The sequence below is a fragment of the Chryseolinea lacunae genome (assembly GCF_016735595.1).
Classification (GTDB): domain Bacteria; phylum Bacteroidota; class Bacteroidia; order Cytophagales; family Cyclobacteriaceae; genus Chryseolinea; species Chryseolinea lacunae.
In genome coordinates, this window is sequence record NZ_JAERRB010000002.1 from 322,996 (window position 1) to 340,053 (window position 17,058).

Annotated in this window: 18 protein-coding genes and 1 pseudogene; 12 read left to right on the forward strand and 7 right to left on the reverse strand. The window is 47.5% G+C overall.

The genetic code is table 11. The features are described 5' to 3' along the window. Positions 1 to 33 precede the first annotated feature (33 nt). Positions 34 to 459: a VOC family protein gene (locus tag JI741_RS07110; RefSeq protein ID WP_202008351.1), complete on the forward strand. Its 426-nt coding sequence runs from the start codon at positions 34 to 36 to the stop codon at positions 457 to 459. A 20-nt stretch (positions 460 to 479) separates the two neighbouring features. Here JI741_RS07110 and JI741_RS07115 read toward each other — a convergent pair whose 3' ends face one another. Beyond that, positions 480 to 1,169, reverse strand: coding sequence for an outer membrane beta-barrel protein (locus tag JI741_RS07115; RefSeq protein ID WP_202008352.1), 690 nt, complete (start codon positions 1,167 to 1,169; stop codon positions 480 to 482). A gap of 20 nt (positions 1,170 to 1,189) precedes the next feature. Then, positions 1,190 to 2,152 carry a hypothetical protein gene (locus JI741_RS07120; protein WP_202008353.1) on the reverse strand — a complete coding sequence of 321 codons (963 nt, stop codon included), beginning with the start codon at positions 2,150 to 2,152 and terminating at the stop codon, positions 1,190 to 1,192. 626 nt (positions 2,153 to 2,778) lie between these two features. Here JI741_RS07120 and JI741_RS33235 point away from each other — a divergent pair. Together JI741_RS33235 and JI741_RS07130 are read left to right on the forward strand one after the other, a co-directional pair. Beyond that, positions 2,779 to 3,203 (forward strand): annotated as a pseudogene (locus JI741_RS33235) (VOC family protein). A 161-nt stretch (positions 3,204 to 3,364) separates the two neighbouring features. Continuing rightward, positions 3,365 to 5,290 (forward strand): AAA family ATPase, encoded by a 1,926-nt coding sequence (locus JI741_RS07130; RefSeq protein ID WP_202008354.1) that lies wholly within the window; start codon positions 3,365 to 3,367, stop codon positions 5,288 to 5,290. A gap of 89 nt (positions 5,291 to 5,379) precedes the next feature. Here the strand turns inward: JI741_RS07130 and JI741_RS07135 are convergent, their stop codons facing one another. Then, complete coding sequence (locus JI741_RS07135) at positions 5,380 to 5,850, reverse strand: hypothetical protein (protein ID WP_236675937.1); 471 nt, start codon at positions 5,848 to 5,850, stop codon at positions 5,380 to 5,382. Between the two features lie 71 nt (positions 5,851 to 5,921). Continuing rightward, positions 5,922 to 6,149 (reverse strand): helix-turn-helix domain-containing protein, encoded by a 228-nt coding sequence (locus tag JI741_RS07140; protein WP_236675938.1) that lies wholly within the window; start codon positions 6,147 to 6,149, stop codon positions 5,922 to 5,924. 83 nt (positions 6,150 to 6,232) lie between these two features. On the opposite strand from JI741_RS07140, the gene JI741_RS07145 reads away from it, so the two are divergent. Together JI741_RS07145 and JI741_RS07150 are read left to right on the forward strand one after the other, a co-directional pair. Then, on the forward strand, positions 6,233 to 6,508 hold the full coding sequence (locus JI741_RS07145; protein ID WP_202008356.1) for a hypothetical protein: 276 nt from the start codon (positions 6,233 to 6,235) through the stop codon (positions 6,506 to 6,508). Then, entirely contained in the window at positions 6,505 to 6,822 is a 318-nt protein-coding gene (locus tag JI741_RS07150) for a hypothetical protein (RefSeq protein ID WP_202008357.1), read from the forward strand. The genes JI741_RS07145 and JI741_RS07150 overlap by 4 nt, the downstream gene beginning before the upstream one ends. 261 nt (positions 6,823 to 7,083) lie before the next feature. Here JI741_RS07150 and JI741_RS07155 read toward each other — a convergent pair whose 3' ends face one another. After that, entirely contained in the window at positions 7,084 to 7,437 is a 354-nt protein-coding gene (locus JI741_RS07155) for a hypothetical protein (RefSeq protein WP_202008358.1), read from the reverse strand. A 359-nt stretch (positions 7,438 to 7,796) separates the two neighbouring features. Between JI741_RS07155 and JI741_RS07160 the strand changes: the two genes are divergently transcribed. Continuing rightward, positions 7,797 to 8,414 (forward strand): fibronectin type III domain-containing protein, encoded by a 618-nt coding sequence (locus JI741_RS07160; RefSeq protein WP_202008359.1) that lies wholly within the window; start codon positions 7,797 to 7,799, stop codon positions 8,412 to 8,414. A 110-nt stretch (positions 8,415 to 8,524) separates the two neighbouring features. Then, positions 8,525 to 8,953, forward strand: a complete 429-nt coding sequence (locus tag JI741_RS07165; protein ID WP_202008360.1) for a DUF5675 family protein — start codon at positions 8,525 to 8,527, stop codon at positions 8,951 to 8,953. 239 nt (positions 8,954 to 9,192) lie between these two features. On the opposite strand, the gene JI741_RS07170 is transcribed toward JI741_RS07165, so the two are convergent. Continuing rightward, entirely contained in the window at positions 9,193 to 9,654 is a 462-nt protein-coding gene (locus JI741_RS07170) for a response regulator (protein ID WP_236675939.1), read from the reverse strand. Positions 9,655 to 9,908: 254 nt separating this feature from the next. On the opposite strand from JI741_RS07170, the gene JI741_RS33030 reads away from it, so the two are divergent. From JI741_RS33030 to JI741_RS07190, 4 genes are all read left to right on the forward strand, one after another. Next, positions 9,909 to 11,567: a PAS domain-containing sensor histidine kinase gene (locus JI741_RS33030; protein WP_202008361.1), complete on the forward strand. Its 1,659-nt coding sequence runs from the start codon at positions 9,909 to 9,911 to the stop codon at positions 11,565 to 11,567. 93 nt (positions 11,568 to 11,660) lie between these two features. Further along, positions 11,661 to 12,245, forward strand: coding sequence for a PhnA domain-containing protein (locus tag JI741_RS07180; protein WP_202008362.1), 585 nt, complete (start codon positions 11,661 to 11,663; stop codon positions 12,243 to 12,245). Positions 12,246 to 12,443: 198 nt separating this feature from the next. Beyond that, the gene (locus JI741_RS07185) at positions 12,444 to 14,750 is read left to right on the forward strand and encodes an FdhF/YdeP family oxidoreductase (RefSeq protein ID WP_202008363.1); all 2,307 of its coding nucleotides are present in this window, start codon (positions 12,444 to 12,446) and stop codon (positions 14,748 to 14,750) included. Between the two features lie 35 nt (positions 14,751 to 14,785). Continuing rightward, the gene (locus tag JI741_RS07190) at positions 14,786 to 15,073 is read left to right on the forward strand and encodes a hypothetical protein (protein ID WP_202008364.1); all 288 of its coding nucleotides are present in this window, start codon (positions 14,786 to 14,788) and stop codon (positions 15,071 to 15,073) included. A gap of 194 nt (positions 15,074 to 15,267) precedes the next feature. On the opposite strand, the gene JI741_RS07195 is transcribed toward JI741_RS07190, so the two are convergent. After that, positions 15,268 to 16,422 (reverse strand): hypothetical protein, encoded by a 1,155-nt coding sequence (locus tag JI741_RS07195; RefSeq protein WP_202008365.1) that lies wholly within the window; start codon positions 16,420 to 16,422, stop codon positions 15,268 to 15,270. A 365-nt stretch (positions 16,423 to 16,787) separates the two neighbouring features. On the opposite strand from JI741_RS07195, the gene JI741_RS07200 reads away from it, so the two are divergent. Then, the gene (locus tag JI741_RS07200; protein WP_202008366.1) at positions 16,788 to 16,967 is read left to right on the forward strand and encodes a BF3379 family histone-like protein; all 180 of its coding nucleotides are present in this window, start codon (positions 16,788 to 16,790) and stop codon (positions 16,965 to 16,967) included. Positions 16,968 to 17,058 lie beyond the last annotated feature (91 nt).

The following is a 17,058-nucleotide window of genomic DNA, read 5'->3' on the forward strand; positions in this document are numbered from 1 at the left end:
GCACCCGGCGATTCTAACAAACAACAAACCGACATGGCAGACTCCAAAAACCAAACCGACAACACCACATCACCCGCCGACACCACACCCAAAGTGACCGGCATTGGCGGCATTTTCTTTTTCTCGGACAACCCGCGCGAAGCAAGAGACTGGTATGCCAAAAACCTGGGCCTTGACGTGAACGACTGGGGCTCGACATTCGAATCGAGAAACGTGAACAAGCCCGACGAGATAAACGCCCTTCAATGGACGCCTTTCAAAAAAGGAGATGAATATTTTGCGCCATCAAAGAAGGAGTTCATGATTAACTATCGCGTTCAGAATATTGAAGGGCTTGTAGAGAAATTAAAAGGAAACGGCGTGACGGTGTTGGATGAGATTGCGAGTTATGAGTATGGCAAGTTTGTGCATATTTTGGATGCGGAGGGGAACAAGATTGAGTTGTGGGAGCCAGCTTAGTATTTTACATTCACTACTGCCTACCGGGTGATGCCGAACGTTGCCGATAGCAGCAGCACGTTGTTTCGTTGCCAGTTGCTGTAGGCGTTGTCGAAGTCTTTCAGGCTTTTGTTGATGTGGAGCATTATGGTGAGATCGGTTTTGCCGGAAAGACTAAAGACATAGCCGGTGTAGGCCGAAATTCCAAATTCGTTGTAGGGCGATTGATTGCTGGGTCGATTGTGGTTCGTGGTGGTGGTGATGTGCGTAATGTTGTCCGTCAGTTCTTCGCGGATGCGGAGTTTTTTCAGAAAGCTATAAAACCCACCGGCGCCGATGAGTATGTTTTTCTTGGCGGTGATGTGGAAGGTGGGCAACAGCGCAAGCGTGAGAAAATATTGATTGGTGTTGAGCGCCCGGCTGTAGTCTGTGAACACACCGTCTCTGATAATGGCCATGTGGTTTGTTGTTTTGCTTCCTTTCAGTTCATAGAGCGCACGCGCTTTCAATTCAAAAGTTTTGGAGAAGGCGTGCGAAACGCCTGCTCCAAATGAAAATCCGATTTTGTTTTCTCTGGTGTAGTAGCTGGGGCCTCTCAGCATGCCGATGCCTGTGGTGAATTCGAACTTGGAAAGCACTTTATTGCTAAAGAACTGATCAGACTGACCGTGAGCAACGGAATGAAATGCCCCGATAAATAGAATAGATATGTAAATGCGAATTTTCTTCATACTGGAAATAATTTATTCGGTCACCACAATGGATAGCTGACGTTATCCCATCGGCTATTTGGATCGTCTACTATTTCTTGAAGGATTTCGCCACGAATGTCAATATCCCAATAGGCATAATTGGAGTAGGTCAGAAAATCTTGTGCTATAAATATATTGAGATTATCATGATAGACTGTGTTCACATGAATAGGTACGTAGGTTGCACCATAAATACCTTTGTCGCCAGCGGTCAGTTGCACGGTGCACGCGAGATTCATAATAATATACCGGTCTTCCCCGGCACCGTACCAACCACGGCGACCCCGCCATTCTAATTTTGCCACAAGATAAAGCGTGTAGTACCAGTCGTCAACAACCATATAGAGTTCGTGAATATACTTGCGCCTGCTTCCGCAGTCGTTGTGATAACAAAACTCATGTTGCCATCTTGCTTCATGATCCTTATCGCCGGGGGTAACCCAAATGAATCTTCCTTCCGGATTTTCCTTTTTATTGAGAATGGAGGCCGTCTTGATAGTGAATGTTCCTTTGAGTTTACTTTCGACAGCGCCTGTCTTTATTTTGGTCAGCAATTCCTCATTAAGCTTAGGTATATAGTGCTTTGTTCCGGTTGCCGAATACCAGACGATGGTATCGCCAAATATTGCCTCGCCATTTCTATTTAAAACTGCTCGATAGCCGATGGGCAATTGTTTAAGCGATTGGCTGGATGCTGCCGTGTCTACACTATTCAACAGAGATGTGAATTTGAAATTTTGTTGCCATGCCGATAGCTCGGATGGGCTCATTTCATTGATTTTTGAAATGGTTTCAAAAAAGGATTGTTTGCTTTTGAAGCTCAGTTTGCCGTTAACCACGCTTATGTCTTTTTGAGCGATGGGCGCCATAGCGGGTTGTTCGATGTGATCCGTGCAGGATTGCATAAGGGCTGCTACTACTGCAAGTATTAATCTTAAGAATTTTGGAATATAGGTTTTCATGGGTAAGCCTTAAGGGATTGAATGAGACAATTGGAATTGTGTGCTGATGCACTTTAGTCGTACTCGGGTTGAAAGACGAGAAATGCCTTTGTGACGCGGTCTTTTTATGGGCCGTTGGAAGGAAATAAGTGGATGGTCGTGCGTTGAAAGTCTACGGAACTTTTTGTGAATTTCTTCATAAGCGTTTGGGGGTTTAGGTTCTTACCCGCAAGCTTATGGCGCCACACTGCAATGGCTTTGCAGTTTGAAATGGCGTTCGAAATTTGCTTACATCGTCTTTTGAGAACATGCAACGTACCGCCTGCAGCAAAATCAATGTTCTTCACCACGCCAACGGCGATTGCCTTTTTTGAGATGATCCTAAAAAATTATGTTTTCATACATGCTCACAAGCATGCGCCCGGAAGTGGGCTCAATAGATTTCAGGGGAGGCGCGGTGACTTTTCTATTTCTTTTCACGGCACGAATTCCGAAAAAACTTCTCCGAACTTCGGCCGGTGCAAAGTTGAGAACACAATGCCAATCCCTTATTTTTGTTTGTAGACCAAAAAGAAAACTTTCGAATGGCCCGCTGCACACACGCAACGTTGCAGGCACCCGGCGATTCTAACAAACAACAAACCGACATGGCAGACTCCAAAAACCAAACCGACAACACCACATCACCCGCCGACACCACACCCAAAGTGACCGGCATTGGCGGCATTTTCTTTTTCTCAGACAACCCGCGCGAAGCCAGAGACTGGTATGCCAAAACCTGGGCCTTGACGTGAACGACTGGGGCTCGACATTTGAATCCAGAAACGTGAACAAGCCCGACGAGATAAACGCGCTTCAATGGACGCCTTTCAAAAAAGGAGATGAATATTTTGCGCCATCAAAGAAGGAGTTCATGATTAATTATCGCGTTCAGAATATTGAAGGGCTTGTGGAGAAATTAAAAGGAAACGGAGTGACAGTGTTGGATGAGATTGCGAGCTATGAGTATGGGAAGTTTGTGCATATTCTGGATGCGGAAGGGAATAAGATTGAGTTGTGGGAGCCGGCTTAGGGGGCGGCACCTTAGTACGCCATTTTGGTACCGCCATATTATTCTATTGACAATGATAGGCGGAATATATACATTAGACTAACGGTTCCTTGCCCACCTGATCCAATCTGATCGCATAGCCCACTTGGAATCATTTTTTTCTTTTAAAGAATTTATGTTTTATGGTTATAGGCTTACTAGTTAGAAATTTTAAAACTTATTCAGGAATTAACTACATTCCCTTAACGCAGGGCCAAAATTTCTGCGGCTTGGTTGGTAACAATGGAATAGGTAAGAGCTCAGTCCTAGAAGCTCTTGATTGTTTTTTCAATAATAAACAATGGAGCCACAATGTTATTACGAAAAAAAGTGGTATTCAAAAAACACGGCCTCATGTGGTTCCAATATTTCTTATAAAAACTGAAGAGATTTCTGCAGGCAATAGAGAGTTGGCTATAAAATTGAGTGAGTATATATGGGAATTGGATGAAAATGATATTAATATTTCACAAAATAAACTCCACTTTAAAACATTTCAGGAACAGCTTGTTGCCCTGAAGCGCACGTTTGATAAGGATAATTATTTGCTTTTGCCATTAGGTCAGTCCTATGATGGAGTGTCAAATTTGAGCATATTCAATACAAAGAAACTTGGTGAATTATTCATCACTAACTTTGATAAGGCGCTTTTGCAAATGGCGGATACGGAACTGTCAATATTTGACCCACTAGTTATTGAGCTAAAGGAAAAATTTGAATACATATACATTCCCAAGGATATCGATCCAGAGAGTTTCACACAGTTGGAGACTAAGGAAATTCAATCTTTAATGGGAGAAACCCTTATCGATATCGTTGAAAAATGCGTTCCTCAAAATAAGATACAGGAGATAAATGGTAGTTTAAACCAATTCATTGAAAGTCTGTCGAGCATCTTGGAAGAGTATTCATTTCGAACGGTCGGCGAAAGGCAAGTTAATCTAAGAAAACATGATGTGTATAAGTTGATTATCGAAGCCTATTTCAAAATTAGAAAACTCCATAAAAAAGAAGGTGATCACTGGTTGGAAATGGCTTCCCTGAGTTCGGGGGAAAAACAGAAGGCCATAATTGAAATTGCATATCAATTCCTGAAAAATCAAAAGAAAAATACTGACCGGATTATTTTGGCGATTGATGAGCCTGAATCATCGTTGCATATGTCGGCGTGCTACGATCAGTTTAATAAGCTTTTCGAGATAAGCTTGTTATGTAGGCAATTAATATTTACAACACATTGGTATGGATTTATTCCGACCGTTGAAGATGGATGCGTAAGTGTAATTTCGAAGCGAGGTGGGGAGCATGTTTTTGACTCTGTTGGCATAGGAAGCTACCGAGAAGCGATAAAGCAGTCTAATCGGACGTCGCAAGGAAAATTGCCATATGATATTAGATTGAAAAGTATTAATGATTTTGTTCAATCTGTAATCACTAGCATTTTGACAGATGAACCATATAACTGGCTGATTTGCGAGGGCACGTCTGAAAAAATATATTTTGAAAAGTATTTAAAAGACATAAAGAAGGATAAGAAGCTAAGGATAATTCCAGTGGGTGGTGCAAGTGAAATTAAACGGATATATAACAACCTTCAAGTAGCCTATGAGGATTTTAGAAAAGAAATAAAGGGTAAAGTCATTCTGATATCAGATACGGATACAGAGATAGTGCAATACGCTACACGTGATGAACTGAAAAATCTTATTTGCTTTAGAATGGTGAATACTGAAAAAAACAGAAGGACGGAGTTGGTGCGTATGGATTCTACGTTGGTTTCCCCAAAGACTGAGATAGAGGACGCTCTTAACGGAAAGCTATTTTATCAAACGCTTCTTGATTTCCAGAACGATCATCCGGACATTCAAAACGTATTAAGTGATGTGAATGATCCATTGGAAGAGGCTGCTTATTTTGCACTCGATCTATCGCCAAGTAAGAGAAAAATTCTTGAAAATTTCTTCGATAGTGGAAATATTAAATTTGAATTTGCGAATAGGTACGCTTCAAGGATTTCAGATGAGTTCTCGGTCCCGGGCTGGATAGATGATATTAAGAAGCTTTACTGATATAATAGTATACAGTTGCGACTGCTTATCATTTCAATGCAATTTTTCGGTATACATCATTCGGGCTGTGCATTTAGCAATTGACATTGTCACGCCTCTCCATTCACCATGAAGTCGAAAATTCTCCTGTTCTTTAAATCAACCTTAAAACTGAAAAAGCAGTTGCCGCCGTCGCTAACTTCAACCAATTCTGCGTGCCGGTAGTCAAAGGCACCGGGGTCACAGAAACAGTTTACATACACAAATTTTTCATTGTTTGAAGCGACCGCCATGTATTGCCTTCCATAGCTTTCCGGTCTGATGGTGAAATGGTCTTTGTCGAATTTAAGTGTTGGGTGTTCTTTCGATATTTCGTCAAATCTTTTTTCTGCCTCTATATTATAGTCGGCAAGAAAGTGTTTTAACAAATCTTCGCATTCCTTGATTTCCCGTTCAGTCAATTCCGTTGCGCTAAATGTTATGGGGAAAATGTAATAGTGAGAAGAGTCGTATCGAATGACATGAAGGTCTAAGGCAGGTGTCGCGACGGAGTCGGCAGAAATCAAAGTATCGGCTTTCAAATGCTCGGCACTTGAGTTACCGATTCTGGTGCAACCTGAAATTGCCAGAAGGAGAAATAGCAATCTCGCGCTCACTCTTTAATTAACGTCAAATGCCCACACACAAATTCCAACAACTCCCCCGGATTCACCTCAATTGCCAAGGCAATCAAATACAGCTCTTCCGCCGTTAGCCGTGCTGTTTCACTGGTTGTGATAGAAGTTAATCGATTCTTTCCCAACCCCGTCTTCCTTGCCACGCTGGCTTTATTCACGGATTTTTTTTCAAAATACTCTCCCAAGCGGGTCAATTCAGGCATAATGTCATTTTTAGGTATTTAAATATAGTATTTTGGTATAATAGTCATATTAAGAGGGACTTTTCTTTGTAAAACGTACCGTAATGTGGTACATTGGTGTAATATTTTATTACTCTGATATGGAACGCGTTAACAAAAGAGGTTTTGATCCCAAGTCGCAATGCCCTCAAGAAATCATCATTCCTATCGCGAGTAAAGAAGAACTTCAACACTATCAACACAGCATACTTCATCTCTTAAGCAAGGTCGAAGTGAATGCCTGTGATGCCAAGATGAAAGAAAGTGTGAAGGGTGTTTATAAGCTACTCTCTTTTATAATAGATATAAAACCTTCCAACGCTAAAGACATTGAGTCATGAACCCGCCCCTTCTAAAACTCCCTACAAATACCGAGATCGTCCTTTATCTCCTCAAAGAAGAACTGAAAATGAATCGCTTCTTCACCGATCTCGATAATATGGGCGTTCAAAATCATTCGGACTATCAGCTTGAATTATCTCCCCTTGTGTTTGCCTGCATGGGGTTGGAGGGAAGTGACGAAACATTCGAGCGCTACGTGCTGCTGCTCATCAAACATACCGAAAATGTTGGCCCGGACAACGATACGCTTATGAAAGTGGCCTTGGCTTTCTATGCTGATCTGGTGCTATTGCATAGCTCGGTCGACAAATAGGGATACTTTTCCCTGCATCAAACGCCTTTCCCCTTATGCCAAAGTTGGCATGTCGACACGCTAGCCAACGATATTTCGTCGGCCCGACGAAATATCGTTGGCTGATGTGCTTGTTGAATGTTGCCACGCATTTTTTTAGGCTGTTTTCAGGGATGTCAGCATGTCAGTTGGTGAATAAAAAAATGACGATCGCGAAGAAAATATTTCACGCAAAACGATCGCCGATGCCATTGCCCATTGAAGTTTTTCAATTGAAACCATTCACGGTTCATGTAACATTTTTTCAGTTTCAATTGACGCTCCACAATTTTCATATGAAGCAACTCCAGGTTCATATGCCGGATTGATTTTTTTGAGTGACGCAGAAACAATGAATATTGAAATGCGCGCAGATGCTCTTGAAATATTTTCGGGTTGGGGGAGGGAAAAGATTTTTGCAGGAAGAAAAAAATGGGAAGCAGGTGGAAAACTTTTATTTCCTGCTGCGAAATTTTTTCTGTCTCCCGTAAAAGTCTTCCTGCCGAGAGGTAAAAGCATACTGTCATCTGTCGGCAAATGAAATTCAATTGAAACACACGCGGGTTCATAGAAGCCGCTGTTGGTTTCAATGAACAATCGTGGAGTAGCAGTTGCAACGGAATTTTTTTCAACTGAAAAACAAATTGCCCGTCTTCAATTCCGGCTTTCTCTGCCTGCAAACAAAACTCTTTTAATAGAAAGGGAAATCATTTCAGAAGCCTCGGCGCGTTCATTCGCGCAATGGAACTTGCAAACGCCTAGTCCCTGAAAATGGGTTTCGCTGCAAGAAGAAGACGTGATGCAAAATGTGGTCATTTTCTTACATCCCGTTTTTCTGACGCAATGTCACTTTTGGGCGCGAGGGTTCGAAACGTTGAGGTGTGCCAAAAAAATGGTCCAAGGGTTGCCTAAGGGGTTGGCGCGGACAAAACAAAACCAAAATAATCCGCATCTTTATGATACAAGTAAAAATCACAACGGGTTTCACCCGCTTACGCGACGAAGAGTTGGACTCTCGCGCACAGGCGATTGTTGCGGCCATGACCGGCAACACAAATTTTGCAACGCCTTCGCCTACGTTGCAGGTTATTAGCGCTGCCCTAAAAGCATTTCAGGATGCAGCCGCCGAGGCTGCCAAAGGGAACCGAAGTGTCACCGCCTTGCGCGACGCGCTTCGCACAGATCTGATCCACAAACTGAACGACTTGTCGCTCTATGTTCAACTGAATTGCAAAAACGATCTCTCCATCCTGTTAAGCTCGGGCTACAAAGCCCGCAAAACGTCCGAACCATCAACGCCCATTCAAATGCCCCAAGGTTTGAAGGTGCAAGCCACCGATGTGAAAGGATCCGTTAAAGTATTTGTGAACAAAGTTGAAAATGTTGTGACCTACATCTTCGAGTACCGGCCCCGCGCCGCACCCGACGCTGCATGGACAAGTTTGTTTGGCACCACCCGGGCACTCACCATTTCAGGTCTGCAAAGCGGCGCGGAATATATGTTCCGCGTGGGCGCTGTGGGCACTGGGCCAACGGTGAAATATAGCACCGAGGTGGCCAGCTTCGTGCTGTAGTCTCTCATCCGCTATGGGTTCCGCCAACAGGCGCCAGTCGGTGGAACCCGGCGGATGTGATCTAGTATCGTTTTCAAAATTTTCTATCACCCTCTAAAAACAACATCATCATGACAGCCATTATCGAACGTCACTACCTCGCCGTCGAAACATTGGGCGAGCTGGTTGTGCACAACAACGACCAGGAAATTTTTCGCTGCAAAACGCTGGAGCTTCCGTGGAAAGAAAATCGCCGCAACATCAGCTGCATTCCCGAAGGCACCTACACCGTGAAGAAACGCCGCGCCACCCGCACCCGAAAATACAACCACTTCCACGTGCTCAACGTGCCCAATCGCAATTCAATACTCATCCACATCGGCAACAAAGTCACCGACATCCTCGGCTGCATCCTTGTAGGGGCCCGCCTCGGCGACGTGAACCAGGACGGCGTGCCCGACGTGGTGCAAAGCACCGTCACGTTGAAGGCGATGTATGAGATTATGCCGGAAGAGTTTGAGTTGGTGATTCGGGAGAAGGAGATGAGCGGTGGTGAGTGAAGGTCATTGCAATTTGACATTTGATTTAAACATTCAACCCGCCAACGGATGGGTTGGTGTTTTTTACCAAACGTTGTTTTGCTATTGATGAAACCGCTGGTGTGATGTGAACGGGTTGAATGTTCCTGGCGCACGTGCTTTCAGGGGACTCCTACGGAGTCAGAATGTTTCAATCATCATATCTTTCTATAGACAGTGCACTCCTATGGAGTGGGATGCATCGCGCTTCACCGTTTTAATTAATCTGCATATTGGCTGGGGGCGTGGCACTCTTGCCAGTATTCCACAATTTTTCTGATGGTGTTTTCGAGCGCGGTCATGCTGTTGGGTTTAATGAAAAAGCCCTGGGCCGACATGGCGTAGGCATCTTGCACGCCTTGTTTGTTTGTGCCCGTGGTGAAGAACAGATAGGGGATGCAACGCACGCTCAGTTCGGCGTTGTTATAGATGAGCTTGCGGAGCTCAAAACCGTTGATGGTCGGCATGTTCACGTCCGACAAAATGAGGAAGGGTTTAATATCCGTTTTCTCGATAAAGGCCAGTGCCTCCAGTCCATCTTTAAAAAAGATTATCCGGTTTGGATAGTTCAGGTTCCTGAACGTTTCTTCCAAGATGTCCTGGTCGTCCTGATCGTCTTCAATCACGATGATGGGGCCGGTTTTGGTGATGGGGAGCGACGAAGGTGGAACTGGGGTGGACATGGGTACGCGGGAGAATGAGGGTGAGGTGGATGGATGTGGTGAAAAGGGAATGAGCAACTATCGGCTATGCAACATCGTGGTGCTGTGTTTAATTCATCGGGTTGGCGTGTTGGCCGCATGTTTTGGCGGAAAGCTTCCGTGGGTGTCGGGAATGCATTAAATTTCTTGCTAATTTTTAGAATATTTTAGCCATCAAAATTCTCAACAGGCACGTTTTTTGGCAGCAGCACTTTCATAAAAAAAATAGAACAACCGTGAGTGAACCGACACACAACAACACTGAACATCTGTTTTTGCGCGACGGGGGAGAAATGGGCGAACTGATCCTGAACGTTGACTGGGCAAACAGCGCGTTGGGGCCCATAGACCAATGGCCACAAAGCCTGAAAACAAACCTCGGCAACCTGCTGCATTCGGGGTTTCCCATGTTTCTTTTCTGGGGGCCCGACAACCTTTGTTTCTATAACGACGCCTACCGGCCCAGCCTCGGCCGCGAGGGCAAGCACCCTGCCATTGGCAAACCGGCAAAAGAGGTGTGGCCCGAACTGTGGGACTTCATCGGGTCGCTAATCCACAGTGTGAACCTCAGCGGCAAACCACAGTGGTTCGAAAATCAGCTGTTGCCCATCTATCGAAACGGCCACCTCGAAGATGTGTACTGGACCTTCAGCTACAGTCCGGCCTATGGCGAGCACGACCGCATTGGCGGTGTGCTGGTCACGTGCATGGAAACAACACAGACCGTGTTGGCGCGAAAAAAAATAGAAGAAACGGTGGCCGAAAGAACCCGCGAACTGAAAATTGCAAACGAAGCGATCACCCTCTCCAATAGCTACCTGCAAGACATCATCAATTCTTTCAAACAACCCTTGCAGGTGTTGGAGCCGGTCTATGAAAATGGAAAAATTATTGACTTCCGTTTCAAACTCACCAACAAGGCCTACGCCAGCTATGCGCACGAAAGTCCCGGGTCCATTCAGCACAGACGGGTGAGCGAAATTTTTCCCGGCTACCTCAAAACCACAAGCTTTTCTAATGTGGTGAAAACATTCGAGACGGGCGAGCAAGACACGTGGATCATTCACTACGACCAGGATGGCCTGGACCTCTACAACGAAATGACCGCCATCAAAATGGGCGACGAAGTGATTCTGCACTTTGCCGATTTCACCAAACTGAAACACCTGGAACTTGAGCTGCTCAAAAAAATTGAAGAGCTCGAAATCTCCAACCAAAACCTGGAAGCTTTTGCCCACGCCGCATCGCACGACCTGAAAGAACCCGTGCGCAAAATTCAAATCTTTGCCGGCCGCCTGCGAAGTGCTTTAAAAAAATCGCAAACCCCGCTCAACCTCGAACCGCTCGACAAGATTGAAAACGCCGCCGAGCGCATGGGCCACCTGATAGACGACCTGTTGTTGTATTCCGAGTTTCACATCATCCCGTTGCAAAAAGAACCTGTAGACCTGAATGAACGACTGAACCAGGTCATCGACGATTTTGAAATCTACATCCAGGAAAAAAATGCATCGATCCAGATTGGTCCGCTTCCCATTGTGCCGGGCTATGCCAGACAACTTCAGCAAATGTTTCAGAACCTTATTGGCAATGCCCTGAAATATAACCGCCCCGACGAGCCCCCACACATTGTGATTTCGGCCCGCCCGCATCAGGAAAACGGAAAGCTGCACCACATTATTGAAGTGGCCGACAACGGCATTGGCTTCGACCAACAATATGCCGAACGCATCTTCCAGATGTTTGCCCGCCTCCACGGCAACGGCACCTATACGGGAAGCGGCATAGGGTTGTCTATTGTGAAAAAGGTAGTAGACAATCATGAGGGCCACATAGAAGTTGCCAGCACGCTTGGCCAGGGCTCAACCTTCAAAGTATATCTTCCGGCAGAATAGGATCTATGAGTCTGTTTGATTTCATTTTGTGATCGCCCTGGCATGGCACGGTTTGGTTGCCTAGTTTTGCAGCTCCTTAAAAAAAACAGAATCATGAGTCTTGAACAACAATTGCGCGAACGGAGCGAAGGTGTCTGCGAGCTTTGCGCAGCCGGTGGCGAACTTTCGGTCTATGCCGTGACACCCGCTTCGGCCGACGCCGACAAAAATATTCTGGTCTGTGCCACATGCGCCGCACAACTCACCAACGCCGAAACACTGGACGCCAACCACTGGCGCTGCCTCAACACCAGCATGTGGAGCACCGTGCCCGGCGTGCAGGTGGTAGCCTGGCGCACCCTGCAATCACTCCGCCACCTGGGCTGGCCCCAAGACCTGCTCGACATGCTCTACCTCGACGACGAAACCCTCGCCTGGGCCAAAGCCACCGAACCAACCCAGGCCGACACCCCCGACGAAAAAGTGATCCACAAAGACAGCAACGGCACCGTGCTCCAAACCGGCGACACCGTAGTGCTCATCAAAGACCTCGACGTGAAAGGCGGCGGCTTCACCGCCAAACGCGGCACCGCCGTGCGCGGCATCACCCTGGTAGAAGACAACGCAACCCAGATCGAAGGAAAAGTGAACGGCCAACAGATTGTTATTTTAACACAGTATGTGAAGAAGTCGGCGTGATGAAAGGCGCCGGTTGTTGTGTGTCGTGTCGCAACATAGTCTCCCGTTTCGGGGACTATGTGTCTTAGGAACATTTCGCCTCCGAAGAAAACGCAAAGTCCCCGAGACGGGAGACTTTGCTGGGACTTCATTTATCCTCACCATCAAAATATTCCTGTATTTTTGTGATGACGATAGTTTCACGAAACGCCGGATGCAATGAGTAGAAGAAAGGTTTCTATAGTAGGTCCCGATCATTTCACGGATATTAAACTTGGCGAACCGAAAGAGTTTGCGGCGGGGCTTCCGGCGGTGAAGGTGGCGTTGGATCATGCGTTGAAGGAAATGGGGTTGCTGCGGTCTATTGCTACGTTGTCGAAGCTAAATCAGAAAGATGGATTTGATTGTCCGGGGTGTGCGTGGCCCGATCCGGAAAAACGGTCGTCGTTGGGTGAATTTTGTGAGAATGGTGTGAAGGCCATTGCCGAAGAGGCCACAACAAAACGTGTCACAGCCGATTTCTTTAAACAACATTCTGTGAGCGAAATGTCTGCATGGACAGACTACGAAATTGGCAAAAGCGGTCGCCTCACCGACCCCATGATTCTGAAGCCGGGAAGCAATCACTACGAACCCATTTCGTGGAACGACGCCTTCGATCGGATTGCACAATCGCTTCGGAATCTAAAAAATCCCAACGAGGCGTTGTTCTATACGTCGGGCCGGTCCAGCAACGAGGCGGCGTTTTTATATGGCCTGTTTGTGCGGGCGTTTGGCACCAACAACATGCCCGACTGTTCTAACATGTGTCACGAATCGAGTGGTGTGGCGCTGGGCGAAACGCTGGGCATTGGCAAGGGCTCTGTCACACTCGAAGACTTTGGCGATGCCGAGGTGGTGATGGTGATCGGGCAAAACCCGGGAACAAATCATCCGCGCATGTTGTCGGCACTCGAAAAGTGCAAAGAGAATGGCGGCAAGATTGTGGCCATCAATCCCCTGAAAGAAGCGGGACTGCTCCGTTTCAAAAATCCCCAGCACGTGAACGGCGTGGTGGGCGGCGGCACCTCGCTGACCGACCATTTCCTCCAGGTGAAAGTGAACCAGGATGTGGCCTTGCTCAAACTCATATTGAAAAAGTTGGCCCGGCTTGAAGCCGAACGCGGCAATGTGTTTGACCGCGACTTCATCAACACAAAAACACAAGGCCTCGAAGCACTGCTGGCCGATCTTGAAAACTATGACGACCAAACGCTGCTGCTGCAAAGCGGTGTAGATGCCGTTGTGCTCGACGCCGTGGTGCAACTGTTGGCCGGGAAGAAACGAATAATCATTTGCTGGGCCATGGGCCTCACGCAACACAAGAACGGTGTCGACAACATAAAAGAATGTGTGAACCTGCTGCTGCTCAAGGGAAGCATCGGCAAGAAAGGCGCGGGCACATGCCCGGTGCGTGGCCACAGCAATGTGCAGGGCGACCGCACGGTGGGCATCACACACCACGTGTCGCCCAAACTGAACGAAGCCTATCAGCGCGTGTTTGGTTTTGTGCCGCCAGCCCAGCAGGGACTGGATGTGGTGCACAGCATCAAGGCCATGCACGAAGGCAAAGCCAACGTGTTCATCGCGCTGGGCGGCAACTTTCTTTCGGCGGCGTCAGACACGGTCTATACTGGCGAGGCGTTGCAAAACTGCGAGCTCACGGTGAGCATCAGCACCAAGCTTAACCGCACACACCTGGTGCCGGGACAAACGTCGCTGATTTTGCCCACGCTTGGCAGAACGGAGCAAGACCTCCGCGATGGCAAGGAACGTTTTGTGACAGTAGAGAACAGCATGGGCAGAGTGCACCAGTCGCACGGAAGGTTAACGCCCTCGTCCACAAATTTGATGAGCGAGCCGGAGATTGTGGCGGGCATTGCCAAAGCATATTTTGGTGAGTCGTCGTCCATTGCGTGGGACGCGCTGGGCAAAGACTATGATCTTGTGCGCGAAAAAATAGCGCAGGTGTTCACGGGCTTCAACGACTACACAAACCGCTCGAAAGACGGCGGCTTCGATCTTCCCAACCACACACGCTTCGGCGACTTTTCGAAGTTGCCCGGCGGCCGCGCCAGCTTCAGCCTGTGCAAGCTCCCCAACCACTCGCTCACCGACGCCAGATTTTTGCTCACCACCATCCGCTCGCACGACCAGTTCAACACCACCATCTACGGCCTCAACGATCGCTACCGCGGAATACACAACGAACGCCGCGTGGTGTTCATCAACCCCGACGACGCCCGCGAACTGGGGTTCACAACATTAGACCGCGTTGACCTGGTGAGCCACTACGCCGGCAAAAAACGCCGCGCCACAAATTTCCTCATCGTGCCCTACGACATCCCGAAAGGAAACCTGGCCGCCTATTTCCCCGAAACCAACGTGCTCATCCCCAACGATCAGTTTGCCGACAAAAGCAACACCCCCATCAGCAAATCGGTAGAAGTGGACATCGAGCGGGTTTTGGTTGAGACAGCAACGTGATGGTGGCAAGTAAGCCGTAAGGAATAAATTTAGCTATGGAACAAGAACCGATAGAGCCACGTGTTGACGTGGAGCGAAGCTGGTTTTATACATTGTCGCCCTGTGTGATGGGATCGGCGCTGTGTTTGGCCGGTGCGTTGTATCAGGTGTTTATATCACAACCCTATGGGCTGGTTCTCATATTTATGTTTATCGCCGCCCTGGTCATGTTGATGGCAACGGATTATGTGGTGAAGCTGTTTGTGAAAAGCAATGCGTATTATGTTTGGTGGTTGGAGCTTGGAGTTATTGTGGTGATGGGTGTGTGGTGGTGGTTTGGGTAGTTGATGAAACAGATCGCGCACGTGGTCTATGGCCATGATGATCATCACAAGGCCACGCAACAGATCGATCGACTCAATGCGGTTGGGGTGACGAATGTTTTGCAGCGTTGCCATTCAAAAATAATTTATGAACGTGTGATGCGAACGTCTAAATGAAACGGGCGTTGTTCTCGCCGAACAACGCCCGCTCTTTTTTATTCGTAGAAGTATTCCACCTTGCCGTGATGCGAAGGGTCGGGAATGGAGCCGCCGATGGTTCCTTTTGCGTAGGTGGTGATCTTGGTTACGGGATAGCCGTCGGCATCGTAGGTATAGTCATGCTTCACCGGCAGCAGCGTGGGGAAGGAGCAGGCGATGTAGTGAACATCTTCCGTCAGTTTGTTGCTGGCCGACCAGTTCACCAGGTTGATGTCCTGGTAGCCCAGGTGGCGAAGGGGGTTTATGTTTTTGTCGTAGGTGTAGGTGCCGGTGTTGCAAAGTTTGTCTTTCGTGGTTTTGTCGCTGACAATGTTCTTGTACGCGAAATCAAACGCATACACAAAGGCGTTGCCATTCGAATAGTTATAGGTCACGTCGATGTGGTTGTTGGTGTCGTCGCGTTTGGTGGTTTGGGTGGCCACGAGGTTGGCGTAGAGCAGCGTTGCTTTTATTTTGGTTTCGGCACCGTAGGTATACACATAGTTGCTATACGGTTGTCCGTTCAGTGTTGTGATTATTTTAGACACCGCGTCGCCTTCAAAGAAAAAGGTATCGGTGGTGGTGTCTTCGAATTTTGAAGTTTTGTCGTTGTAGGCCTGAGCGACGATGTATGCCAGGTGACCGCTGGCATCATAGGTGAACTGCACTTTGCTGACGGGTTGATAAACCACGCCGCCGTCGGGAAGATCAACCTCGCGCCACGTGACATAGCGCGCAAGTTTTTTCGCGGGCTTCGATCCGCCCAGCACATAGGTTACGGGCACCGAACCATCGGCGCGGCCATCCCACAACGTGCTGGCAGAAATGTCTGGCTGCACGTCGTTGATGCCCCACTTGTTCACCAGGGCGATGCTGTAGTGATGATATCCGTTTTTAACATCCAGCACGTTGTCGGTGGGGCCCACAAAGCTGAAGTCTTTTGTCCATTGTGCTTCACCGTTGGCATCATAGCCACGCACCTGCAGGGTGGCGTCCACATTTTCGTAGAGCACGCCGCCGATGTCGAGCTTCACGTTTGCCTTCACGTGCACCGTGGTTTCGTCGCTGGGGTCTTCGGGTTTTTCGGGGTCCATAATTTCGTCTGTGTCGCAGGCATAGAGCACCGACAGCAGGGCGAACAGGAGGAGAGAGGGTTTTAGGATCTTTTTCATGAGAGGGGCAAGGGTAATTAACTTTTATTTCCCTGCTAAGGACGGAGAACTGGCGCGAAGGGTTGGCTACTCCTGTGGCATTCAGGGATACTTTTGTTGCAAAATGACTGGGTGAGGGGGAGAAAAGGCCTTCGGTGCCTGGTTTGGTGTGCACAACCGTGCAAAGGGCGACATCATCGCAATTCATGGCCTTTTGGCCGAAAGGGCCACAAATAGGGTCATTTTTCACTTTTTTTTGGGGATGTTTTTTTATGCTAACGTCCTATCAATGAATCACCTGGAGGGGCATTATGCCGGTGAAAGGGCGGGTTTCTTTTTTTAATTTCCCGGCATCTTTGCAGATTGCACCCTCTAAAACAACTAAAATGAAGAAATTTGAAGAACTGAAAACATTGATCACTTCTTTGGAAGAAGATATCGACAAGTTTTACAACAAGCAAAACGGTGCGGCAGGTACCCGCGTGAGAAAAGCCATGCAAGATCTGAAAACGCTGGCACAAGAAATCAGAACAGAAGTTCAGGAAACAAAAAACAAAGAGGCTTAGTCCTTGAAATAAAGAGATAGCTCCACAGGGGTCTATCTCTTTATTTTTTTGTTGCCCTCCCCAATACGCTCCACACCTGCTCCCGCGATTT